The sequence below is a fragment of the Nocardia aurantiaca genome (genome assembly GCF_009708175.1).
GTDB classification, from domain to species: domain Bacteria; phylum Actinomycetota; class Actinomycetes; order Mycobacteriales; family Mycobacteriaceae; genus Nocardia; species Nocardia aurantiaca.
The window spans coordinates 171,683-193,447 of record NZ_WMBB01000015.1 but is presented as its reverse complement, the minus strand read 5'-3'; the positions used below and the strand labels follow the sequence as shown (position 1 = coordinate 193,447).

Genomic DNA, 21,765 nt, shown 5'->3' with positions numbered 1-21,765 from the left:
CGGTGGGGAAACGCCCGGTCCCATTCCGAACCCGGAAGCTAAGGCCACCTGCGCCGATGGTACTGCACTCGACAGGGTGTGGGAGAGTAGGACACCGCCGGAACATCTTTCCCGAAGGCCCCCAGCATCCGCTGGGGGCCTTCGCGGTATTTCAGTGTCGGGAGCCCGCGAACAATACTGCGGGAGAGTGCGCCGGCATACTCGACAGGCCCCCAGCACCAGCTGGGGGCCTGTCGAGTATCCGAGCGATGCCAATTGCAAGGATGGGAGAGCACCGCTCTTGACTCGGTGCGGCATTCAAGTGATCATTGATCGTAATAGAGAGCACTGATCTCGGAGGAGTCATGATCGCCGCCGCGTGGACCGTCGCCAACCTCACCCTCGCCTTCGTGCTGGAACTCGTCGCCGTCGGAGTGCTGGCTTACTGGGGTGTGCGCACCGGGCGTGGGCGGATCGCGAAAGCGCTGCTGGGTGCGGGGCTCGCCATCGCCGCCATGGCGCTGTGGGGCATGTTCGCCGCACCTCAGGCCAGCTTCTCCATTCCGGCCGCGGCGGTCGCCACCAAGATCACGGTCTTCGGTGGCGCGGCCGCCGGGCTCTGGCAACTGGGCCACCGGACGGCCACGGTCGCCTTCCCGGTCCTGGTCGTCGCCAATCTGGCGGTGATCCACTTCGGGCATCTGTCGATATGACGACCGGCCAGGTCGCCTGGGCCGCTGGGAAATTCACGCGACACCGAGAACGCCGCACTGCTACGGTCGGACAGCGGGGCGGGAGGTCTCGCTGAACTCGAAGGCAGGGAAGGGGCCGATCATGCGCGTCCATCGCGACACCGTCGTGGCCCGTCCGCGCTTCGAGGTGATACTGGTGTCTTCGCCGGCTCGGTGCCGGCTGCGCGGCCGGTACTGAGTACCCCCGGGGCGTTGTCCCCGCTCGGGGGAATCGCGCTGTTCTGTTCCGGATCAGCACGAAGGACGTATGACCGTGCGTACCAACATTTCTCGATCAAACCTGGCTGTCGTTCGCAATCTGGGGATTCTCGCGCACGTGGATGCCGGGAAGACCACGGTGACCGAGCGCATGCTGTTCCTCACCGGGATCACCCACAAGCGCGGCGAGGTGCACGACGGCACCACTGTCACCGATTTCGATCCGCAGGAACGGGATCGGGGCATCACCATTTTCGCGGCGGCCGTGAGCTGCGAGTGGGCCGGGCATCGGCTCACCGTCATCGATACCCCGGGCCACGTCGACTTCTCCGATGAGGTTGAGCGCTCCCTGCGGGTTTTGGACGGCGCCGTGGCGGTTTTCGACGCCGTGGCGGGGGTGGAGCCGCAGAGCGAATCGGTGTGGCGGCGAGCGGATCGCTACGTCGTGCCGCGGATCGCGTTCGTCAACAAGATGGATCGCGCCGGGGCCGACCTGGCGGTCGCGGTCGCCTCGATTCGCGGACGGCTGCACCCGGTTCCGGTGCTGGTGCAGTTGCCGGTCTTCGGCGGCGAGGTATTCGCCGGCGTGGTGGATCTGGTCCGCCTGCGGGCCCTCACGTGGGAGAACGGCCTCGCGGAGGGGCCGGTTCCGGATCGCCTCGCCGACCAGGTGGCGCAAGCGCGGCGCGAGCTGGAAGAGGCGGTGGCAGAGCGGAATTCGTCGGCTCTCGAGGAGTTCGTCGAACACTCCGCCCTGACGGACGACACCCTGACCGCCGCGCTGCGGGAGCTCACCCTCGCCGGCGAGGTGGTGCCGGTGCTGTGCGGCGCCGCCTACCGCGACATCGGAATCGAGCCGCTGCTCGACGCCGTGGTCGCCTATCTGCCGTCACCGCTGGATCGGCCCGCTGTCGGCGCCGCCGATGCCGCCCGTGCCGCGAATCCGGCGGAACCGCTTGCGGCACTGGCGTTCAAGGTGCACGCCACGCCGACCGGGCGGCTCGTGTTCGTGCGCGTCTACTCGGGCATCCTGCGCAAGGGCGACACCGTGCTGGACGTGGGCGGCGGTCGTCGCGAGCGGGTGGCGCGCATCCTGCGGGTGCAGGCGGATCGGCGCGAGGAGGTGGAGTTCGCGGTGGCGGGTGACATCGTGGCGCTGGTCGGCCCGAAGGGCGTGCGGGTCGGCGCGACTTTGTGCGCGCCGGACGCCCCGGTGCTGCTGGAGCCCCCGGCTCCCACCGAGCCGGCGGTGTCGGTGGCGGTCGAGGCGCGGACCAGCGCCGATACCGAGAAGCTGGGGGTGGCCCTGGCCCGGCTGACCGAGGAGGATCCGTCCCTGACGGTGCGGACCGATCCGGAGACCGGGCAGATGCTGCTGGCAGGGTTGGGCGAACTGCACCTGGAGGTCGTGGTGGAGAAGCTGCGCCGCGACCGTGGGCTCTGCGTGACCGTGGGCAGGCCGCAGGTGGCGTACCGGGAGACCATGGTGCGCGGCGTGCGGGGCCTGACCTATCGGCACGTCAAACAGGACGGCGGGGCCGGGCAGTGGGCGCACATCGTGCTCGATGTGCAGCCGCTGCGTGAATCCGAGCCCGGGGCGACGGGTTTCGAATTCGAGTCGACGGTGGTCGGCGGCCGGGTGCCGGCGGAGTTCGTCCGCGCGGTGGAGGCCGGGTGCCGGGACGGCCTGGTGGAAGGCCCGCTCGCGGGTCACCCGGTTACCGGTGTCCGGGTCACGCTCACCGACGGTGCGACGCATTCCAAGGATTCCTCGGAGCTGGCGTTCCGCACCGCGGGCCGCCTCGGGCTGCGGGAAGCCTTGCGCACCGGCACCTTGGCGGTGCTGGAACCGCTGGTGGAGCTGACCGCCACCGTGCCGGAGGACTATGTCGGCGCGGTGCTCGGTGACCTCGCTGCCCGGCGCGCGCGGGTCACGGGTTCGGTCGCTCGTACCGGCACCGTGGTCGTGACGGCCACGGTGCCGCTGGCCGAATTGTTCGGCTACGCGACATGTTTGCGTAGTCGGACGCAGGGCCGAGGCACGTTCGCGACGCGCCCGCTGGGCTATGCCCTCGCCCCGTAGCAAAGGGATGACCGGGGTCCGGTGACGGCGGCACATCGATGCCGTTCGGCACCGGCCCCCGTGTCGCGGCCATCGGTTTCCTCGAAGCTTGATTGTTGTCGCGACAACAGTTACTGTTGTCGCAACAACAGATTTCCTCGATGGGAGAGCAGCGACGATGTACTCGTTCACCGAAACGGCCGTGATCACCGGCGATATCGACAGGATCTGGGCGGTCGCCACCGATGTGGCCCGCTGGTCCGAATGGGACCCGCACGAGGAGAAGTCGCGCATCGACGGCGAGTTCGCCGCCGGGACCAAGGGGTGGGTCAAGCCGAAAGGGGCGCCGGCGGGGCCGTTTACCATCGTGGCCGTGGAGCCGGGACGGTCGTGGACCAGCGAGGCGGGCATTCCGTTCGGGAAGCTGCGCGGCCACCGCACCTACGAGGCGCTCGGCGACGGCACCGTGCGGGTGGCCGAGAATGTCGAGGTGCACGGGCTGTTCGGGCCCGTGTTCAAGCTCATCTGGGAGAAGGCCATGCGCGCGGACATGCCGCTGACCTTCGCGGCACTGGAACAGGAGGCGCTACGGCGTGGCTGAATCATCGGGGCGGCCACCGGCATCGCCGGGAACGCCGGCACGAGGCGTGCCGCGGGGACCGCTCATGAGTCCGGGCTTCTGGTTGCACCACGCCGCGCTGGAGTGGAGGGCGACGCTGGAACGCAATCTGCGCCCCCTCGGTCTCACCCCCACCCAGTTCAACCTGCTGGCCTCGGCGGGCTGGCTGAGCCGGGAGGGTGAGCTGCCGACCCAGCAGCAGGTGGCCGACATGTCCGGCGCGGATCGGATGATGGCGTCCAAGGTGATTCGCGGGCTCGAGGAACGCGGCCTGCTCGTCCGCCGCGCCGACCCCGCCGACGCTCGCGTCCTGCGCATCGAACTCACCCCCGCCGGCAGAGAATTGGCGAGCCAGGGCGTGCGGACCGCCGTCGACACCGACGCCCAGCTCTTCGGCGACGACGGCGACCTGCTGCGCGAACATCTGAAACCCATTGCCGGGCACCGGCTGCCGAGCTGATCAGGGCTCGGCCAGAATGGCGCGGGTGGCGCGCAGGGCGACACCCTGACGCCGCACATTAGGGTCTGGGGGGTGGGTGTAGATCGTTCGGGCGGAGTCGCCGGCGGGCTGGTGGTCGGGTTCGACCTGGATATGACGCTGATCGATTCGCGGCCGGGGATCGCCGCGGTGTGGGATGCCGTCGCCGCGAAGACCGGGGTGGCGATCGATTCGGAGCTGGTGGTGTCGCGGCTGGGGCCGCCGCTGTCGCATGAGGCCGCGCACTGGTTTCCGGAACATGAGGTGCCGGGGATCGTCGCCATGTATCGGGAGCTGTACCCGGATCTGGCGGTGCACGCGTCGGAGCATCTGCCCGGCGTGGTCGACGCGTTGGCGGCCGTGCACGAGGCCGGTGGACGGGTGCTGGTGATCACGGCCAAGAATGGGCCGCACGCGCAACTGCATCTCGATCATCTCGGGCTGGCCGTCGACGAGCTGGTCGGCGGGGCCTGGGCGGAGGAGAAGGGCGGGGTGCTGCGCGAGCGCGGGGCCTCGATCTATGTGGGGGATCATCTCGGTGATGTGCGGGCGGCCAAGGTGGCCGACGCGGTATCGGTGGCGGTGACCACCGGGCCCTACGCGGCCGAGGAGCTGTCGGCCGCGGGCGCCGATGTGGTGCTCGGCGATCTGACCGAGTTCCCGGCCTGGCTGGCCGCCCACCTCGCCGCGTAACCGGCTGACTCGCACCCATTCTCGATGCAGAGCTGATCTTGGAGGTCGGACCCGGCGGCATCGGCGTTCACGGATAGATCGGCGGGGCGAGCGCGAGGGCCACGGCGTGGGAGGGGTCGAGCGCGGGAATCGAGGCGTCCACCGCACGGCCGTCGGCGTCGCGCACCTGCCAGCCGTGCAGGGACACGACGGGAATGCCGCGGTGGTTGGCCAGCGCCAGCTCGGACAGGGTGCCCCAGGAGCCGCCGATGACGATGACCGCGTCGGCCGAGGCCACCAGGATGGCATTGCGGGCCTCGCCCATATTCGTGTAGATCACGGCGGACAGGCCCGGGCAGGCCGCGTCGCGGTCGGTGTCGGGGCGGATGCCGAGAACGAGTCCGCCCGCGCCGGAGGCGCCCTCGGTGACGGCGGCCATCACGCCGGACCCGCCGCCGCACAGGACGGTCGCGCCCGCCGCGGCGAGCAGGCGGCCCACCTCACGGGCGGCGGTGGCCTCGGAATCGGTGCAGGTATGGGGGCCGCAGACGGCTATTTGCAGGGGTGGCAAAGGTTTTCCTCTCGGCGGTGCGGGCGTGGTCGTTGGCATCAGGGTGATTCGAATGGTGTCGGGGTGCGGTGGCCGCGGCTACCGTTTGTTGACGGTCACGAGTATCAGCATGTTCGAGCCCCGGCTCGCTGATCGGCAACCCTCGCGCGGCGGTGGGGTGCCCCGGGTGACGACCAGGCGGTGCCCGCGCGGGCGCCGCAAGCGCTAGTCGAAGGAGTACAGGTCATGTCTGGATGCCGCCCGGCCAACGGCTGAGGCCCCGGCGCCCGAATTCCATGCGGGCGATTCTCTTTCCCGCACCGCGCGCCTTCGGCGGTCGCGGTCGTGTCCCCATGCCCCGACGCGGTGTCGGTGCGCGAATGTAGAGGTAGCAATGAGCAGGAACTGGTCCGGGTCGCGTGGATTCCGGGTTTTGGCGGGTGTCGCGGCGGCGACCGCGGTGGCGGGCCTGCTGTCGTCGTGCGGGAACGATTCGTCGGAGAGCAAGTCGGACACCGTGTATTTCGGGGTGTCCGGTCCGAAGACGGGCGGGTCGGCCGAGTACGGGCGGCTTTGGCAGCAGGGGTTCGACCTGGCCCTGGACGAGATCAACGCGGCGGGCGGGATCGACGGCAAGAAGGTCGCGCTGAAATGGGAGGATTCGCAATCGGATCCGAAGCAGACGGTGCCTATCGCCACCAAGTTCGTGGGCGACAAGTCCATCATCGCCGAACTGGGCGACTTCTCCTCGCCCGCCTCCATCGCAGCCTCGCCGGTGTACAACCGCGGAAAGCTGGTGCAGTACGGATTCACCAACTCCTCGGTGGATTTCACCAAGGCCGGCGACTACTCGTGGAGCCCGTCCATCACCTTGGACGTGTACATGGAGCGCAATGCCGAGTGGGTGCGCTCCAAGGCGAGGAAGGTCTCCGTCGTCTACCTCGAAACCGACTGGGGCAAGCAGGCTTTCCAGTTCTTCCAGCAGTTCGCCAAGGAGAAGGGCATCGAGATCGCCTACTCCTCGGCGATCCTGCCGGACTCGCAGGACTTTCGCCCGGTGCTGATCAAGGGGCGTGACGCCAACCCGGACGCCTTCGTGCACCTCGGCTACGGCCCCGATGGCGCGCTGGTGGTCAAGCAGCTGCGTGATGTCGGATTCACCGGGCAGCTCTTCGCCGGCCAGAACACTCCGCAGTTCATCGATCTGGCGGGTGCGGCGGCCGAGGGCGACATCGTGAACGGCGTCTTCACGCCCTCGGATCCGAGCCCGAAGGTCCAGAGTTTCGTCACCAAGTTCCGGGCCAAGTTCGCTACCGATCCCGGCGATTTCAACGTCTACGCCTATGACGCCCTGAACGTGCTCGTGAAGGCCGCCAAATCCGGCGGCGCCACCCGAGAGGGCGTGCTGAAGGGACTGCGTGAGGTCAAGGACTTCGACGGAATCGGCTTGGGCGCCTTCGCCTTCGATCAGCAGACGCGGCGGCCCAGCGGTGTGAAGCCGATCGAGCTCGTCCTGCGGAACGGCAAGTTCGTGCCTGCCGGAAGCGCCAAATAGATGGTCGACACGCTCATCGCGGGTCTGGTGCACGGCAATGCGTACGCGCTCATCGCCGTCGGCATCACTCTGATCTTCGGCGTCAGCAATGTCATCAACTTCGCGCACGGCGCGATCTTCGCGTTCGGTTCGGTGCTGGGCTGGTGGCTGATCGCCCAGCACGGGGTGCCGTGGTGGGCCGCGCTGGGTGTGGTGGTCGCGGCGACCGCGCTGGTCGGTGTGGCCATCGATGTGCTGGCGGTGCGGCCGCTACGGCGGGCACCGGCCATTGCCGCGCTGCTGGCAACGGTGGCCGTCGGGCTGATCATCGAGAACGTCGTCGCCCTGGTGTTCGGGCCGGACACCCGCCCATTCCCACAGATTCTGCCTACCAACAATTTTCAGGTGGGCCGGGTGCGCTTCGGCACCTCGGATGTGGTCATGTTCGCCCTCACCCTCACCGTGATGGCCGGGCTGTGGGCCTTCCTGCGCTACAGCCGCCACGGCCTGGCAATTCGCGCCACCGCCCAGGACCCGGACGCCGCCGCGCAGATGGGTATCTCGGTGGGCCGGGTGCAGTCGCTGGCCTTCGCCATCGCCGCAGGATTGGGCGGGCTGGCGGGCATCTTCGTCGGCCTCTACAACTCGAATATCTCGCCGACCAGCGGCGGCATCGTCGGCATGACCGGGTTCGTGGCCGCCGCCATCGGCGGGCTCGGCTCGATCCCGGGTGCGGTGCTCGGCGGTTTCGTGCTGGGCCTGGTGGAGGCGTTCGGCGTCTATTGGTTCGGGGACGGCTGCCGGGATCTCATCACTTTCGGCCTGCTGGTCATCTTCCTGGTGCTGCGGCCCGGCGGCCTGCTGGCCCGGCCGCCCGCCATCGAATCCGAGCCCATGACCGGCACCTTCCTCGGTGCGGGACGGGAGCTGCGGGTGCGTCCGTGGCATGCGGTGGTCGCGTTCGCCGTTGCGGGCGTGGTGATTCCACTGCTCGCCGACGACTACGGCATTTCGGTGGGCACCCAGATCCTGGCCTACGCCATCATCGCGGTCTCCATGACGCTGGTGGCCGGGTCGGCGGGACAGCTGGTCATCGGGCAGGCGGGACCCATCGCTATCGGCGCGTACACCTCGGCGGTACTGACGGTGTCGCACGGCTGGGCCTTCCTGCCCGCCATCGCCGCCGCGGGCTTGGTGGCGGCCGTGGTCTCCTCGGTGCTTGCCGCGCCGCTGTGGCGGCTGGGCGGTCACTATGTGGCCATCGCGACGCTGGGCATCGGCATCGTGACGGTGGCGATCATCCGCAACTGGGAGCCGGTGACGCGCGGCAGCTACGGAATTTTCGGGATTCCCGCGCCCAGCCTGTTCGGCTACGAATTCACCACGCACACCCAGTTTTTCCGATTGGAGCTGGTGGTACTGGCCATCGTGCTGGCGGTCATCGTCGGCGTGCAACGGTCCCGGCTGGGGATCGCCATCCGCGCCATCGGCGCCGACGAGGTGGCGGCGCGCTCGGCGGGAGTGCCGGCGCGCGACTACAAAGCGCTGGCTTTCGCGGTGGCGGCCTTCTTCTCCGGCATCGGCGGCGCGCTGCTGGCGCACCAGTACTCCTATATCGACCCGACGGTGTTCAATCTGCCGATGTCGCTGCTGGTGGTGACGATCCTGGTGCTGGGCGGCACCGCCTCGCCATACGGAGCGGTGCTGGGCGCGGTGGTGCTGATCGGCGTACCGGAGGCGCTGCGGCTCGCACCGACGTGGCGAATCGTGTTGTACGGCTTGGTGCTGCTGCTGGTGGTGCGGTTCCGGCCGCAGGGAATTCTGGTGAGGAGGGATCGTGTCCCGGTCAACGCGTGACAATGCGGCGGTAGGGCTTGATACCCAGCCGGTGCTGACGGTCACCGGTCTGCGGCGCGCCTTCGGCGGCGTGCGGGCGGTGGACAGGGTCGAATTCTCGATCACGCCCGGCGAATTCGTCTCGATCATCGGACCCAATGGGTCCGGAAAATCGACGACGGTCAATCTGATCTCCGGCGTGCTGAAGCCGGATGCCGGAACAATCCTGGTGCACGGCAGAAGAATTCGCTTAGGAAACCCGGAGGCGGCCGCCGCGGCCGGTATCGCGCGGACCTTCCAGAACGGCCGCGTCTTCGGCGATATGACCGTCCGCGAGAACGTGGACGTCGGCCTGCAGACAACCCTGCGCGCCTCGCGTCCGCTGCGCTCGGTGGCGAATATCCCGGTCCTGAAGTGGATGTCACTGCTGGCGGAGCTGGGCGTGGCCTTGGCGCCGACCCCGGCGGTGCGCGCCGAACGACGCGCGTCGCAGACCCGCATCGACGCCCAACTGGCTCGCTTCGACGATCGCCTGATTCCGCGCGCCGACAATCCGGCCTACACCCTGTCCTACGCCAATCGCCGCCGCACCGAGATCGCGCGGGCCCTCGCCTCGGAACCCGGACTGCTGCTCCTGGACGAGCCGGCCGCGGGCATGAACCAGACCGAGACCGCCGAGATCGGCAGGCAGCTGGCCGAATTGAAGGCACAGGGCCAGACGGTGCTGCTGGTCGAACACAAGATGGACCTGGTCCACGACCTCTCCGACCGGGTGCTGGTGCTCGATGAGGGGCGCATCATCGCCGCGGGCACGCCGGACGAGGTCCTGGATGATCCGCGCGTCATCGAGGCCTATCTCGGGCGCAGCCGGGCCGGCGGGAAGGTGGCCGTCGATGCCTGAACTCGACGAGAACGCCACGCCGATACTCGAATTCGACCGAGTGGTGGTGAACTACGGACCCTCTCGAGCGCTCGACGAGGTGTCGTTGCGGGTGCGTCCGGGCGAGATCGTCTCCCTGCTCGGCGGTAACGCCTCCGGCAAGTCAACCACCATGAAAACCGCGCTCGGACTGCTGAAGCCGTCCTCGGGAGCCGTCCGCATCGACGGCGCCGACGTGAGCGCCACGCCCCCGTCGGCGCGCATCCGGGCCGGGCTCGCCTCGGTGCCGGAGGCCCGGCGCGTCTTCCCGGCCATGACCGTCTTGGAGAACCTCTTCGTCGGCGGCTACATCCGCAAGGAGCGCCGCCCGGTGCTGGCCGCCCGCGCGGCGGAGCTGTTCGACCACTTCCCGCGCCTGGGCGAGCGGCGCGCCCAGCGAGCGGGCACGCTCTCCGGCGGTGAGCAGCAGATGCTGGCCGTCGCCCGGGCACTCATGAGCAAACCTCGCCTCATCTGCATGGATGAGCCCACCATGGGATTGTCGCCGCTGTTGGTGGATGGGGTGCTCGAGGAGATCGCCCGGCTCAACCGGGAGCTGGGCCTGGCCATCCTGATCGTGGAACAGCAGGCGGAACTAGCCCTGAGTATCGCGCACACCGCCAATGTGCTGCGCACCGGGCGAATCGTGCTGCACGGTCCGGCTGCGGAGCTCGTCGGCGACCCGGCCGTGCGCGACGCCTACCTCGGAAAGGTGACCACATGACCCCGCGACGTCTGGGCTTCTTCACTCGCCTGGTCCGCACCGAGCCGGCCGAGGACGCGGCCACGGTCTACCGGCAGGCGCTCGAGCAGATCGGACTGGCCGAACGCCTCGGCTACGACACCGCGTGGGTGGCACAGCACCATCTGGACCCGGGCGAGGGCGGGCTGCCGTCCCCGTTCGTGTTCCTCGCGCATGCCGCCGCGCGCTTTCCGCGCATCCGCTTCGGGACCGCCATCGTGACCCTGGCGCTGGAGGACCCGATCCGGGTCGCCGAGGACGCGGCGGTCCTGGACGAACTCGCGGGCGGACGACTCGAACTCGGCTTCGGGGCGGGCGGTTCGCGGCACGCCTTCGAACTCTTCGGCGTGGCCGGCGTCGACCGGCAGCGGGTCTACGCCGACAAGCTCGCGAAAGTCGGTGCGGCACTGGCGGGTGCGCCGCTGGTCGGTGAGCGCCCGCTGAACCCGCCCGCCGCCGGCCTGCGAGATCGCCTGTGGCAGGCCACCTTCTCCGCCGGCGGCGCGGCCCGCGCCGGGCGGGCCGGTGACGGTCTGCTGCTGTCGAAGGCCCAGCCGCGAGATCCGGCCGCGCCGGACGCGACCCTGTGGGAGATCCAACAGCCATTGGTCGACGCCTACCTCGACGCGCTGCCGGCGGGGACGGCGGCGCGGATCGGCGCGTCCCGAGGCGTTTTCGTGGCCGACGATCACGACGAGGCCATCGCCCTCGCCGAACGCGGCGCGTCGCGGTTCCTGGATCAGCTGGGCCGCAATGGCGGTCCCGAGGTGGCGAGCTCGGTCGACGAGGTACTGCGCGATATCTACGTTGGCACTCCCGACGAGGTCGTGGCACGGCTGTCCGAGGATTCGGCACTGCGACACGCCACCGACTTCATCGTGCAGGCGCACCCGGTCGACCCCGGCCACGCCGCCACCCTGCGCTCCACCGAACTCATCGCCACCAAGGTTGCGCCGCAATTGGGTTGGCGACCCGACGAAAGGACGACCCGGTGACCGACACGCCCACCACATTCGACCAGGCGCCATCCGCCATCGCGGACGCGGCCGAGCGGGCTCCCGCCACGCCCGAGGGTCCGGCTGACTCGCGCGGCGGTGCCGGGGGCCGCCGCGTCGATGTCATCGATGCCGTCTTGGGTGCGCGGGCCGGTTCGCTGTCGGCGCTGCGGGCGACACGCCCGGCGGTAGTCGATCACACGCAAGGGGTGTACGAGGCACTGCTCGACGGTCCGGCCACCGCGAGTGTCGGCCGCGATCGGCTCGTCGCGGCGGCGGTAGTCGTGGCCGAGCTGGCGGGCGCGCCGAATCTGGCGGCGCATTACGCGGCGCTGGGAACCGCTCCGGCCGAAGGGGATCCGGTGCTTGCGGCCATTCTGCGGCACGCCGCCCAGGTGAGCACCGCACCGGCCTCCCTCACCCGCACGGACATCGACGCCTTGGCCGCGACCGGTCTCTCCGAGCGCGACATCGTCACGGTGGCGCAGCTCATCGGGTTCGTGCACTTCCAGGCCCGGCTGCTGGCCGGGCTCGAACTGATCGGAGCGGAACATGAGTGAGAACGATGCGGGCGAGGTCCGCGACGTCGAGACCGCGCGCCGGCCACGAGGATTTACCCAGGAGCACCTGGACTGGGTGCCGTGGGTGGAACCCATCCGGCTGGCCGATGCCGATGAGTTGCAGCGGCCGCTGCTCGAGGGGGACCGCGGCGTCGGCCCTTACTTCCGGTTACTCGCGCGCAACGCTGAGGTGCTGGCGCACCGCAGCGCCAATGACCGAGAGATCTTCTACGGTCGAGGGGGATTGATCCGCGCCGAGCGCGAACTCGCGGCGACCGTTACCTCCCGGCACAACGGCTGCGAGTACTGCGCCTCTGTCCATTCGCGTTTCACTTCAGCGTTGTCCAAGCGGCCCGACGATGTGCAGCGATTGCTGGACGAAGGCAACGGCGCGCGGATCGACGAAAGATGGGACGCTGTCATCGATTTCGTGGACGCGCTGGCGGCCAATCCGCCGCGAGCGCGCCGAGGCCACCTGAAGCGGCTGCTGGAGCTGGGTTTCGACGAGACGCAGGTGCACGATCTGGTGTTGTCCGCCGCCTCGTTCTCCTGGGCCAACCGCCTCATGCTCACGTTGGGCGAGCCGGAGGTACCGGCCTGATCTAGCGGTCTATTGAAAAAGTCCTAGAAAGTTCATCGGAAATCTGCCCCGGGCGGGTATCGGCTCGGTATCGTCCCGATGGCAAACAGTCAGTGAAGGTACTGGCAACCTGTCGGATCGGATCACCACCATGTCGAACTTCCTCTCGGATGTTCCGGTTCGGACCACTCCCGAGCTGCGGGCAACAGGCTACTCGGGCGTTTCCGTCAAGTAGCCACGCGAGCGCCATCTTTCGGCTACTGCGCGGACGCCGAAGCGATGACGAGGGCCCGATCCTTGACGAGGGGATCGGGCCCTTTTTCTGCCCGTGTCAGTCGGCCGCGCGCGGGGTACTCCGCTGCTGCCGGGTGCTCCGTCCCTGGTCCGGCCGCGCGGTGGCGGGGTCCGCGAAATTAATGCTAAAAACTTCCTCGAAAAGTATTCCGTCCAGTTCGCCTGCTCTGTATCGTGTTGAACGGCAAACGATCAGTGACTTTCGGGTCAGTGCGACATCGGGCCGCGAGTCTCTCCCCCCCGGACCCGCGTCCCGAACTCGGGACGGTTCCCCTGCCTATACCCGCCGTCCCGGGTGCGCCGCACTGCCCGAAGTCACTGAGCCATCTTTCGGCTATCGCGCGGTAAGTCGAAGGTTCAAACGAAGGGCCCGATCCATGACGAGGGGATCGGGCCCTTCGGTATTGTCTGGCGCAATGTCACAGGAAACGAACGCGGGAAGAATGTACGCCGGGCAGCCCGTAGAAGACCGGCAGCGGCAGCGTCGTGCGCGTTTTCTGGAGTCCGGGCTCTCGGTGTTCGCGCGCGACGGATACGCCAATAGTTCTGTCGGAGCCATCTGCAAGGACGCCGGCCTCTCCTCGAGACAGTTCTACGAGGAGTTCACCGGACGCGAATCGCTGTTGCTCGAGCTCTACGAGCAGATCGATCGCGAATCCCGGGAAGCCGTGGCGGCCACCATCGCCGAGCACTCCGACGCCAGCGCCATCGACATTATCGACGCCGCGGTACGCGCCTATATCGAGTCCATCGGACGCGATCCGCGCAAGGCCAGAGTCGCGCTCGTCGAAGTCGTCGGGGCGGGACCCAAGGTGGAGAAGTTCCGCCTGGAACTGCGGCGCGCCTGGGGCGCGCTGCTGGCCAGCGCCGCCGAGGATGCCGCCCTGCACGGTGAAATCCCGCCCGGTGATTACGAAATGCGGGTACTGGCCATCATCGGCGCGGTGAACTACGTGGTGGACGCCTGGAGCGGTTCCGAACCGCGCCAGCCGCTCGACGACGTCATCCGGGTGTTGCGCCGCATCATCATGGGCGCCGTCAGCGCCTGACCGACCCGACCTCCCCCCCATCCGACTCGATTTCGCGCCCGTCCGCTGCCTCGCGGACGGGCGCGACCTTTGCGGGTAGCGTGCCGACCATGGAGACGGTGCCGATCCAGATGCCCGACGGAACCACGGTGCCGGTGCGGTTGATCCCGGCGAAAGGCCCGCACCGGCATCCGATTACGGCCGACAGCCCCCGGCCCGTCGTGGTGATCGCGCCCGGCCTGGGCGTGCCCGGGGAGTACTACTCGCTGTTCGGGAAGCCCATGGCGGCCCGAGGTTTCGACGTGGCCCTGCTGGAGATCCGCGGAAACGGCCAGAGCAGGCCGAAACCCGGCACCCCCAGCACACCCGGCTACCAGGAACTCGTGGCCGTCGACTTCCCCGCCATGTTCGAGGTTGTCCGGGAGCGGTTTCCCGAGAGCACGCCGTACCTGCTGGGGCACAGTATGGGTGGCCAGCTCGGCGTCATGTACGCGTCGCGGATACGCGGGCGGCTGGGCGGATTGATCCTCATCGCCTCCGGCACGCCGCATTTCCGCGGCTATACCGGTCTGGCCGCAGTCGGCAGCGCGGCACTGTCGCTGACGGCCAATCTGGCCGGGTTCTGGCCGGGCGACACCATCACCGCGGGCGGCTTCGGCCGACAGTCCAAGGCGCTCATCGCCGACTGGGCGCGCCTGGCCCGCACCGGCCGATTCCAGCCCGCCGGAGCCGATATCGACTACGAGGAGCGCATCGGGCGGCTCACGCTTCCGGTCCTGTCGATCACCATGGCCGGTGACGAGCTGACCCCGCAGGGTTCGGCGCGGCAGCTGCTCGCCAAGCTGGCCAACGCCGACATCACCACCTGGCACAACCCGGCCCCGCTCGGGCACAACGGGTGGATCAGCGATCCCGACTCCACCCTCGACTACGTCGAAAAGTGGCTGCGGGACCGCTGATTAAGGCCATGACCCGGAGCCGCCTCGAAGGGTCGACGCGGCCGGCCGCGTTTTCGCGCCGGTCGGCGGGTGCGGGTCAGTCCATGAGCTGCTGGGTGAAGAACTCGTAGATGAGCGCGGCCTGGAAGGCGGACTGCTTGTTGTCCGCGGCGCCGCCGTGCCCGCCCTCGATGTTCTCGTAGTACCAGACGTCGTGACCCTCGGAGGCCAAGCGCGCGGCCATCTTTCGCGCATGGCCGGGGTGCACGCGGTCGTCGCGGGTGGAGGTGGTGAGCAGGATCGGCGGATATCGCCGGTCCGCGCTGGTGTTCTGGTACGGCGAGTACTTCGAGAGGTACTCCCACTCCTCCGGCCTGTCCGGGTCCCCGTATTCGGCGATCCAGGACGCGCCCGCCAGCAGCAGGTGATAGCGCTTCATGTCCAGCAGCGGCACCTGGCACACGATGGCCCCGAACAGTTCCGGGTACCGGGTCAGCATGACGCCCATGAGCAGTCCGCCATTGCTGCCGCCGACCGCACCGAGCTGATCGTGGGTGGTGATGCCGCGCGCCACCAGGTCCCGGGCCACGGCCGCGAAATCCTCATAGGCCTTGTGCCGGTTGGCCTTCAGCACAGAGGTGTGCCATTCCGGGCCGTACTCGCCGCCGCCGCGGATATTGGTCACCACATAGGTGCCGCCACGTTCCAGCCAGCCCATGCCGACCCCGCCGCTGTAACTGGGCGTGCGGGACACCTCGAAACCACCGTAGCCGGACATGACGGTCGGGGCCGGTGTGCCCCTGCGATCACGGTGGCGGATAACGAAATACGGGATCTCGGTGCCGTCGTCGGAGCGGGCGAAGAACTGTTCGGTCTCGATGCCATCGGCGTCGAAGAAGTCGGGCTCCTTCTCGAGCACCTCGACCGAGCCGCCCACCGTCCCCGACATGAGTGTGGTCGGGCGAGTGAAACCGCTCGTGGAGAGCATGAACTCGTCGCCGCCCTCCAGCCGATCCAGATTCATGACGCTGGTGCTGGCCATGGCCGGGGTGTCGGCCAGCGGTTCGCGGGTCCAGCCGTCCGGGCCGGGGGTGAGCACATACAGCCTGGTCTGCACGTCCTCGAGCGTGACCAGCAGCAGGTGGTTCTCGGTCCAGCCGTAGCCGTGCAGCGCGGTGTGCGCGTCGGGGGTGAACAGGACATCGAAATCGCGTGCGCCGGAGAGGAATTCCTCGAAATTCGCGGCGAGCAGCGAGCCGGACGGATAGGTCGTGCCGTTCACCTCCCACGGCGACTTCAGGCGGACCAGCAGCCAGTCCTTGTACCAGGACTCGGTGGCGTCGGTGGGAACATCGATGAACCGCAGCGTGCCGTCGGACTCCAGCAGATAGACCTCTTCGTTGAAGAAGTCGGTGGCACGGCCCAGGAAGTGCCGCTCATAGCCGGGTGTGCGGTCGTAGCCCGCGGAGACGGCGACATCGGTGGCCTCGCCCTCGTAGACGAATTCCGCCTCCTCGAGCGGGGTTCCGCGCCGCCAGCGCTTCACCACCCGGGGATAGCCGGAGTCGGTCAGCGTGCCGGGGCCGAAATCGGTTCCGATGTAGAGGGTGTCGTCGTCGATCCAGGCGAAATCGGACTTGGCCTCGGGCAGGTGGAAGCCGCCGTCCTCCGGCGCGATGAAAGCCTTTGCCTCGATGTCGAATTCGCGGATCACCTTGGCGTCCGCGCCGCCGCGCGAGAGGCTGATCAGCGCGCGCCGCTGCGCCGGGCGCAGCACCGCGGCACCGCCCCAGACCCAGTTCTCGTCCTCGGCGGCCGCCAGCGCGTCCACATCGATGAGGATCTCCCACTCCGGCTCGGATTCGGCGTACTCGGCGAAGGTGGTGCGCCGCCACAGACCCTTCGGATGCTCGCGGTCGCGCCAGTAGTTGTAGAGCCACCGGCCGCGCCGGTTCGGATAGGCGATGCGGGTGTCGGTATCGAGCATGGCGAGCACGCGGGCCTCGAGGTCGCGGAAGCGCTCCGAGGACGCGAACCGCTCCACCGACACCGCGTTCCGCTCTTCCGCCCAGCTCAGAGCGCGTTCGCTCGCAACTTCTTCGAGCCACAGGTAGGGATCCGTCACACCCTTTCCAACGCCGGTCATGCCCTCATTGTTGCCGAGGTGCGCGTTCGCCGGTCGCGAACGTGGCGCCCGGCAGCATGCCGCCCGGTCAGTAGGATTGCTGTTCGATACCGATCGGATCCAGGAGGTCGCGGCGTGTCGCATGAGCCCCGGCTGTGGGAACAGCACTGTTGCCTGCCGTTGCTGCCGACCGCGGACATCACCGAGCTGACCCGGTATCCGCTGGGCTCGTATCTCTCGGTGAATATCGGCTATTCGCCGCAATCCACCCGTGAATCGCTCGAATTGGTCACCCAGTTCCGACGGGACGCCTTGACCGACGGGCGTTTCCGGCTGGTCCACGGCATCGAGGACGCCTGGCCCACGGCGCCCAGCGCGGACACCGACGCCACCCTCGCGCTGGCCTTCGATCTGGAGGACTCCGGGCCGCTGGAGGGCGATCTCGACAATGTCGAGTTGTTCCACGAACTCGGCCTGCGCTCGTTGCTGCCCACCTACAACCACGCCAATGCCGCCGGCTGCGGCTGCCTCGACACCGATGACACCGGGCTCACCGCCTACGGCCGCGACCTGATCCGCAAGCTCAACGAGGTCGGGGTGTTCGCCGACGGCTCACACTGCTCGCGCCGCACCGGTCTCGGCATCGCCGAGACCACGAGCGTCCCCATGATCTACAGCCACTCCAATTTCGCGACGCTGTGGGCACATCCGCGCAATATCGGCGATGATCAGGCCAAAGCGTGCGCGGCCACCGGCGGGGTGATCGGCATCAATGGCGTCGGCATCTTCCTGGGCCGCAACGAGCCCGCCGACCGAGCAGGGCGCGTCGAGGCCATGGCCGACCACATCACCTACGGCGCGGAACTGGTCGGCATCGAGCACATCGGGGTCGGGTCCGACTACTCCTTCGACGCCGACGATTTCAACCGCATGCTGGCCGATGATCCGAAGAGCTTCTCCGAGGAGTACCTGCGCTACGGCCGATTGCAGTGGGCGCCGCCGGAAGACCTGCTCGGCGCGGCCGAAGTTCCGGGGCTCGACGCGGTGCTGGCCGCGCGCGGCTTCTCCGCCGCGGATCGGGCCGCCGTGTTCGGCGGCAATTTCGCGCGCGTGGCCCGGCAGGTCTGGCGGGATTAGACCCGCGGCGAGGTCGCACGATCGTCCTGTCCGGCTCGCCGATCGACAGGGATGCGGCGATGAGAGAGCTCGACCCCACCGTCCGGGAATTCGTCGGCGCGGTCGATGCCGAGGGCCTCTTTCGGACCGCACCGGCGACGCCGGCATGAGCGACGACGGGCGGGAGCGGAATCCCGCTGGAGTGGACGTGACCTGTCTCACGTGTTCCCCGTCTCACGCCCGCGGGGGATGGATGAGTGAGCTACCGCCGACGGGTCTAGTCTCGAAGCCGTGACTTCCCACTACGATGTCGTCGTTCTCGGCGCTGGTCCCGGCGGTTACGTCGCCGCGATCCGTGCCGCTCAACTCGGCCTGCGAACAGCGATCGTCGAGCAGAAATATTGGGGTGGCGTGTGCCTGAACGTGGGCTGCATTCCGTCCAAGGCACTGCTGCGCAACGCGGAGTTGGCCCATATCTTCACCAAGGAAGCGAAGACCTTCGGTATCTCCGGCAACGCGACCTTCGACTTCGGCGCGGCGTTCGACCGTAGCCGCAAGGTCGCCGACGGCCGGGTCAAGGGCGTCCACTTCCTGATGAAGAAGAACAAGATCGACGAGTTCGACGGGAAGGGCACCTTCACCGGCCCGAAGTCGCTCTCGGTCGCGCTCACCAATGGTGGCACCGAAGACATCACGTTCGACAACGTGATCATCGCGACCGGCACCGAGACCAAGCTGCTGCCGGGCACCTCGCTGTCGGCCAATGTGGTCACCTACGAGGAGCAGATCCTCACCCGTGACCTGCCGGGCTCGATCCTCATCGTGGGCGCGGGCGCGATCGGCATGGAGTTCGGCTACGTCCTCAAGAACTACGGCGTGGACGTGCGCATCGTCGAATTCCTCGACCGCGCACTGCCGAACGAGGATGCCGACGTCTCCAAGGAGATCACCAAGGCCTACAAGAAACTCGGCATCACCATCACCACCGGTGCGGCCGTGCAGTCCATCGACGACGACGGCGCCAAGGTCACCGTGTCGGTCAAGGACAACAAGACCGGTGCGCTCGAGACCGTCACCGTCGACAAGGTGCTGCAGGCCGTCGGCTTCGCGCCGCGCGTGCAGGGTTACGGCCTCGAGAACACGGGCGTGCAGCTCACCGACCGCGGCGCCATCTCCATCGACGAGTACATGCGCACCAGCGTCCCCGGCATCTACGCCATCGGTGACGTCACCGCCAAGCTGCAGCTCGCGCACGTCGCCGAGGCCATGGGCGTGGTCGCCGCCGAGACCATTGCCGGTGCGGAGACCATGTCGCTGGGCGACTACCGCATGATGCCGCGCGCCACTTTCTGTCAGCCGCAGGTCGCGTCCTTCGGCCTCACCGAGCAGCAGGCCCGCGACGAAGGCTACGACGTCAAGGTCGCCACCTTCCCGTTCACCGCCAACGGCAAGGCGCACGGCCTCGGCGACGCGCAGGGCTTCGTCAAGCTCGTCTCCGACGCCGCACACGGAGAACTGCTGGGCGGCCACCTGATCGGTCCGGATGTCTCCGAGCTGCTGCCCGAGCTGACCCTGGCCCAGAAGTGGGACCTCACGGTCAACGAGGTGGCCCGCAACGTCCACACTCACCCGACCCTGTCCGAAGCGATTCAGGAAGCGATCCACGGCCTCGCGGGCCATATGATCAACTTCTGATCGACGCGTGAAAACGACGGCGGGCGCTTCCAGATCGGAAGCGCCCGCCGCCATTTCCGGGGGAGCAACGAAAGCGTCTCTCGCGTGTTGTGCTCAGCCGCGGTGGTAGGCGGCCTGGGCCGCTTCGATTTTCGCGATATTGGATTCGAGGATGTCGATGAGGCCGACGAGCTGATCGGCCACCTGCGCGCCGAGGTCGGTGAGGGTGTACTCGACGACCGGCGGGATGGATTGCTGGACTTCGCGATTGACCATGCCGTCGCGTTCCAGGGTCTGCAGGGTCTGGGAGAGCATGCGCTCGGAGATGCCGTCCACGCGGCGGCGCAGGGCGGAGAAGCGGTAGGGGCCCTCGCGCAGGGCGGCCAGGGCGAGTACGCCCCAGCGGCTGGCCACGTCCTGCAGGACGGGGCGGGAGGCACAGTTCCGGGCGAAGACGTCGGCTTCCAGGGTGGGGTCGACGGCGTGTGCCTGGTCGGGATGCCGCGTGTTCATGAGAGTCAGGTTACCTACCATTCAGGTAGCGGTTTGGGAATAGCATGTGCTTACTATTAGTTAGTACACATCGACAGTGCAGTTCATTCCCTGAAACCTGGAGGTAGTCATGACCGTCGCAGTCACCGCAGCCAGCGGGCAGCTCGGCCGCCTGGTCGTCGAGGCGCTCTTGAAGGACGGATCGCAGCCCGTGGTGGCGGTGGTCCGCGACCCGGCCAAGGTGGCCGATCTGTCTGAGCGCGGGGTCGAGGTGCGGGTCGCGAGCTATGACGACTCGGCGGCGCTGGAGCGCGCCTTCCAGGGCGTCGACCGCGTGCTGCTGGTCTCCGGCAACGAGTTCGCCAAGCGCGTCGCCCAGCACACCACCGTGCTGCGCGCCGCCGAGAAGGCGGGCGTGAAACTGCTGGCCTACACCAGCATTCCGCAGGCCGATCGCAATCCGCTGATGCTGGCCCAGGAGCACATCGGCACCGAGGCGGTGCTGGCCGGGGCGAGCATCCCGACCGTGTTGCTGCGCAACGGCTGGTATTGGGAGAACTACACCGGCGGCCTGGCTCACGCCATCGAGGGCGGCGTGCTCTACGGCGCGGCCGGCGAGGGCAGGGTATCCGGCGCGGCCCGGGCCGATTACGCCGAGGCCGCCGCCCGCGTACTCACCACAGACGGCCATGAGGGCAAGGTCTACGAGCTCGGCGGCGACGAGACGCTCTCGTATGCCGAATTGGCGCGGGTGATCTCGGAGGTGTCCGGCAAGCCGGTCCGCTACCAGGACCTGCCGCAGGAGGACTATGCCGCGGCCCTGCGGGCCGCGGGTCTGGACGCGGGGTACGCCGCGGCCTTGGCCGATGCCGACACCGGTATCGCCGGCGGCATCCTGGCCGTCGACTCCGGTGATCTGCAGCGGCTGCTGGGCCGCCCGTCTACCCCGGTCGCCGAGGTCTTCCGGGCCGCGCTGAGCTGATCGACAGTGGCGCCGAGCTGATCGAGTTCCGGACGGGCAGGCTCAGTACCAGTGGTGGGCCTGCCAGAATTCCCACGCGGCATTCGGGCTGCCGTAGCGCGCGACCATGTACCGATAGGCCCAGCGCAGCTGGGTGAGCGGGTTGAACATCCAGTCCGGGCCCTCGCTGAACATCTTGTGCGCGGGGAGGGCCTGGGCCAGGCCGTAGGCGCCGGAGGCCGGGTTGATGGCGAAGACCTGCCAGTCGCTCTCGTGCGTGATGATCTGGTTGAAGGACGCCCACTGGTCCTCGGGCACGATGAGACGGGACAGGATCTGCAAGGCCGGTTTGGAGTACCGCTGAACCGCGCCGACCAGCTGCAGCAAGGACGCCGGATCTACCGGCAGTGCGGCGGGGAGTGTGGATCCGGCGATGGGATCAGCGATTTCGGTGCGCGCGTCGGCGGCGCCGACGGCGACGGTGAGCGGGGCGAGGGCCGCCATGAGCAGTCCGAGGACGGTGGCTCGGAGCGGACGCGTGTCGAAAATGGGCAACGCCTGGTCCTTCCGTGTCGTTCACGAAAAAACAGACCCACTGTCTTCAGTCAGAAACCGACCGTACGCCATGCCGTTTCGCGGGAGGGGGGAGCGACACGCGGTG

Annotated in this window: 21 protein-coding genes, 1 rRNA gene and 1 riboswitch; of the genes, 18 read left to right on the top strand and 4 right to left on the bottom strand. The window is 68.3% G+C overall.

Annotation, left to right across the window (positions count from 1 at the left end; all coding sequences use genetic code 11):
- The 6 genes from rrf to GLP40_RS28340 form a co-directional block, all read left to right on the top strand.
- A 5S ribosomal RNA gene (rrf, locus tag GLP40_RS28365) occupies positions 1–103 on the top strand; the annotation flags it as partial.
- A gap of 241 nt (positions 104–344) precedes the next feature.
- On the top strand, positions 345–692 hold the full coding sequence (locus GLP40_RS28360) for a YrdB family protein (RefSeq protein ID WP_154791050.1): 348 nt from the start codon (positions 345–347) through the stop codon (positions 690–692).
- A 292-nt stretch (positions 693–984) separates the two neighbouring features.
- A complete protein-coding gene (fusA, locus tag GLP40_RS28355; RefSeq protein ID WP_328290766.1) occupies positions 985–3,012 on the top strand; it encodes an elongation factor G in 2,028 nt (675 codons plus the stop codon).
- Positions 3,013–3,169: 157 nt separating this feature from the next.
- On the top strand, positions 3,170–3,592 hold the full coding sequence (locus GLP40_RS28350) for an SRPBCC family protein (RefSeq protein WP_154791048.1): 423 nt from the start codon (positions 3,170–3,172) through the stop codon (positions 3,590–3,592).
- Between the two features lie 64 nt (positions 3,593–3,656).
- Entirely contained in the window at positions 3,657–4,070 is a 414-nt protein-coding gene (locus GLP40_RS28345) for a MarR family winged helix-turn-helix transcriptional regulator (protein WP_154791047.1), read from the top strand.
- A 72-nt stretch (positions 4,071–4,142) separates the two neighbouring features.
- The gene (locus GLP40_RS28340) at positions 4,143–4,781 is read left to right on the top strand and encodes an HAD family hydrolase (protein WP_328290765.1); all 639 of its coding nucleotides are present in this window, start codon (positions 4,143–4,145) and stop codon (positions 4,779–4,781) included.
- A gap of 67 nt (positions 4,782–4,848) precedes the next feature.
- Here GLP40_RS28340 and GLP40_RS28335 read toward each other — a convergent pair whose 3' ends face one another.
- Positions 4,849–5,331: an SLOG cluster 4 domain-containing protein gene (locus GLP40_RS28335; RefSeq protein ID WP_230330011.1), complete on the bottom strand. Its 483-nt coding sequence runs from the start codon at positions 5,329–5,331 to the stop codon at positions 4,849–4,851.
- A gap of 93 nt (positions 5,332–5,424) precedes the next feature.
- Positions 5,425–5,541, top strand: a riboswitch (SAM riboswitch).
- 163 nt (positions 5,542–5,704) lie between these two features.
- Here GLP40_RS28335 and GLP40_RS28330 point away from each other — a divergent pair.
- The 9 genes from GLP40_RS28330 to GLP40_RS28290 all read left to right on the top strand — a co-directional run bounded on the left by GLP40_RS28330 (position 5,705) and on the right by GLP40_RS28290 (position 14,757).
- A complete protein-coding gene (locus GLP40_RS28330) occupies positions 5,705–6,865 on the top strand; it encodes an ABC transporter substrate-binding protein (RefSeq protein ID WP_154791045.1) in 1,161 nt (386 codons plus the stop codon).
- Positions 6,866–8,701: an ABC transporter permease gene (locus GLP40_RS28325; RefSeq protein ID WP_154791044.1), complete on the top strand. Its 1,836-nt coding sequence runs from the start codon at positions 6,866–6,868 to the stop codon at positions 8,699–8,701.
- Positions 8,682–9,581 (top strand): ABC transporter ATP-binding protein, encoded by a 900-nt coding sequence (locus GLP40_RS28320; RefSeq protein ID WP_328290764.1) that lies wholly within the window; start codon positions 8,682–8,684, stop codon positions 9,579–9,581. The genes GLP40_RS28325 and GLP40_RS28320 overlap by 20 nt, the downstream gene beginning before the upstream one ends.
- Positions 9,574–10,323: an ABC transporter ATP-binding protein gene (locus GLP40_RS28315; RefSeq protein ID WP_154791043.1), complete on the top strand. Its 750-nt coding sequence runs from the start codon at positions 9,574–9,576 to the stop codon at positions 10,321–10,323. The genes GLP40_RS28320 and GLP40_RS28315 overlap by 8 nt, the downstream gene beginning before the upstream one ends.
- Positions 10,320–11,336 carry a putative FMN-dependent luciferase-like monooxygenase gene (locus tag GLP40_RS28310; RefSeq protein WP_154791042.1) on the top strand — a complete coding sequence of 339 codons (1,017 nt, stop codon included), beginning with the start codon at positions 10,320–10,322 and terminating at the stop codon, positions 11,334–11,336. Before GLP40_RS28315 ends, GLP40_RS28310 begins: the two co-directional genes overlap by 4 nt.
- Positions 11,333–11,896 (top strand): carboxymuconolactone decarboxylase family protein, encoded by a 564-nt coding sequence (locus GLP40_RS28305; RefSeq protein WP_154791041.1) that lies wholly within the window; start codon positions 11,333–11,335, stop codon positions 11,894–11,896. The genes GLP40_RS28310 and GLP40_RS28305 overlap by 4 nt, the downstream gene beginning before the upstream one ends.
- Positions 11,889–12,497, top strand: coding sequence for a peroxidase-related enzyme (locus tag GLP40_RS28300; RefSeq protein WP_154791040.1), 609 nt, complete (start codon positions 11,889–11,891; stop codon positions 12,495–12,497). The genes GLP40_RS28305 and GLP40_RS28300 overlap by 8 nt, the downstream gene beginning before the upstream one ends.
- Positions 12,498–13,186: 689 nt before the next feature.
- Positions 13,187–13,819: a TetR/AcrR family transcriptional regulator gene (locus GLP40_RS28295; RefSeq protein WP_230330010.1), complete on the top strand. Its 633-nt coding sequence runs from the start codon at positions 13,187–13,189 to the stop codon at positions 13,817–13,819.
- An 89-nt stretch (positions 13,820–13,908) separates the two neighbouring features.
- Positions 13,909–14,757, top strand: coding sequence for an alpha/beta hydrolase family protein (locus GLP40_RS28290; protein WP_154791039.1), 849 nt, complete (start codon positions 13,909–13,911; stop codon positions 14,755–14,757).
- A 76-nt stretch (positions 14,758–14,833) separates the two neighbouring features.
- Here GLP40_RS28290 and GLP40_RS28285 read toward each other — a convergent pair whose 3' ends face one another.
- The gene (locus tag GLP40_RS28285; protein WP_154791038.1) at positions 14,834–16,882 is read right to left on the bottom strand and encodes a prolyl oligopeptidase family serine peptidase; all 2,049 of its coding nucleotides are present in this window, start codon (positions 16,880–16,882) and stop codon (positions 14,834–14,836) included.
- Between the two features lie 114 nt (positions 16,883–16,996).
- On the opposite strand from GLP40_RS28285, the gene GLP40_RS28280 reads away from it, so the two are divergent.
- Positions 16,997–17,998 carry a dipeptidase gene (locus GLP40_RS28280; protein ID WP_328290763.1) on the top strand — a complete coding sequence of 334 codons (1,002 nt, stop codon included), beginning with the start codon at positions 16,997–16,999 and terminating at the stop codon, positions 17,996–17,998.
- 270 nt (positions 17,999–18,268) lie between these two features.
- Positions 18,269–19,672 (top strand): dihydrolipoyl dehydrogenase, encoded by a 1,404-nt coding sequence (gene lpdA, locus GLP40_RS28275; RefSeq protein WP_328290762.1) that lies wholly within the window; start codon positions 18,269–18,271, stop codon positions 19,670–19,672.
- A 93-nt stretch (positions 19,673–19,765) separates the two neighbouring features.
- On the opposite strand, the gene GLP40_RS28270 is transcribed toward lpdA, so the two are convergent.
- Positions 19,766–20,164 (bottom strand): winged helix-turn-helix transcriptional regulator, encoded by a 399-nt coding sequence (locus GLP40_RS28270; RefSeq protein WP_154791037.1) that lies wholly within the window; start codon positions 20,162–20,164, stop codon positions 19,766–19,768.
- 109 nt (positions 20,165–20,273) lie between these two features.
- On the opposite strand from GLP40_RS28270, the gene GLP40_RS28265 reads away from it, so the two are divergent.
- Positions 20,274–21,125 (top strand): SDR family oxidoreductase, encoded by an 852-nt coding sequence (locus GLP40_RS28265; RefSeq protein ID WP_154791036.1) that lies wholly within the window; start codon positions 20,274–20,276, stop codon positions 21,123–21,125.
- Positions 21,126–21,167: 42 nt separating this feature from the next.
- Here the strand turns inward: GLP40_RS28265 and GLP40_RS28260 are convergent, their stop codons facing one another.
- Positions 21,168–21,659, bottom strand: coding sequence for an aggregation-promoting factor C-terminal-like domain-containing protein (locus GLP40_RS28260; protein ID WP_230330009.1), 492 nt, complete (start codon positions 21,657–21,659; stop codon positions 21,168–21,170).
- Positions 21,660–21,765 lie beyond the last annotated feature (106 nt).

Bases quoted from the DNA above. Each gene is read 5' to 3' on its own strand.
- GLP40_RS28285 (WP_154791038.1), bottom strand. From the start codon at position 16,882: ATGACCGGCGTTGGAAAGGGTGTGACGGATCCCTACCTGTGGCTCGAA.
- GLP40_RS28325 (WP_154791044.1), top strand. From the start codon at position 6,866: ATGGTCGACACGCTCATCGCGGGTCTGGTGCACGGCAATGCGTACGCG.
- GLP40_RS28350 (WP_154791048.1), top strand. From the start codon at position 3,170: ATGTACTCGTTCACCGAAACGGCCGTGATCACCGGCGATATCGACAGG.
- GLP40_RS28265 (WP_154791036.1), top strand. From the start codon at position 20,274: ATGACCGTCGCAGTCACCGCAGCCAGCGGGCAGCTCGGCCGCCTGGTC.
- GLP40_RS28360 (WP_154791050.1), top strand. From the start codon at position 345: ATGATCGCCGCCGCGTGGACCGTCGCCAACCTCACCCTCGCCTTCGTG.
- GLP40_RS28330 (WP_154791045.1), top strand. From the start codon at position 5,705: ATGAGCAGGAACTGGTCCGGGTCGCGTGGATTCCGGGTTTTGGCGGGT.
- GLP40_RS28290 (WP_154791039.1), top strand. From the start codon at position 13,909: ATGGAGACGGTGCCGATCCAGATGCCCGACGGAACCACGGTGCCGGTG.
- GLP40_RS28300 (WP_154791040.1), top strand. From the start codon at position 11,889: ATGAGTGAGAACGATGCGGGCGAGGTCCGCGACGTCGAGACCGCGCGC.
- GLP40_RS28345 (WP_154791047.1), top strand. From the start codon at position 3,657: ATGAGTCCGGGCTTCTGGTTGCACCACGCCGCGCTGGAGTGGAGGGCG.
- GLP40_RS28310 (WP_154791042.1), top strand. From the start codon at position 10,320: ATGACCCCGCGACGTCTGGGCTTCTTCACTCGCCTGGTCCGCACCGAG.
- GLP40_RS28270 (WP_154791037.1), bottom strand. From the start codon at position 20,164: ATGAACACGCGGCATCCCGACCAGGCACACGCCGTCGACCCCACCCTG.
- GLP40_RS28295 (WP_230330010.1), top strand. From the start codon at position 13,187: ATGTCACAGGAAACGAACGCGGGAAGAATGTACGCCGGGCAGCCCGTA.
- GLP40_RS28315 (WP_154791043.1), top strand. From the start codon at position 9,574: ATGCCTGAACTCGACGAGAACGCCACGCCGATACTCGAATTCGACCGA.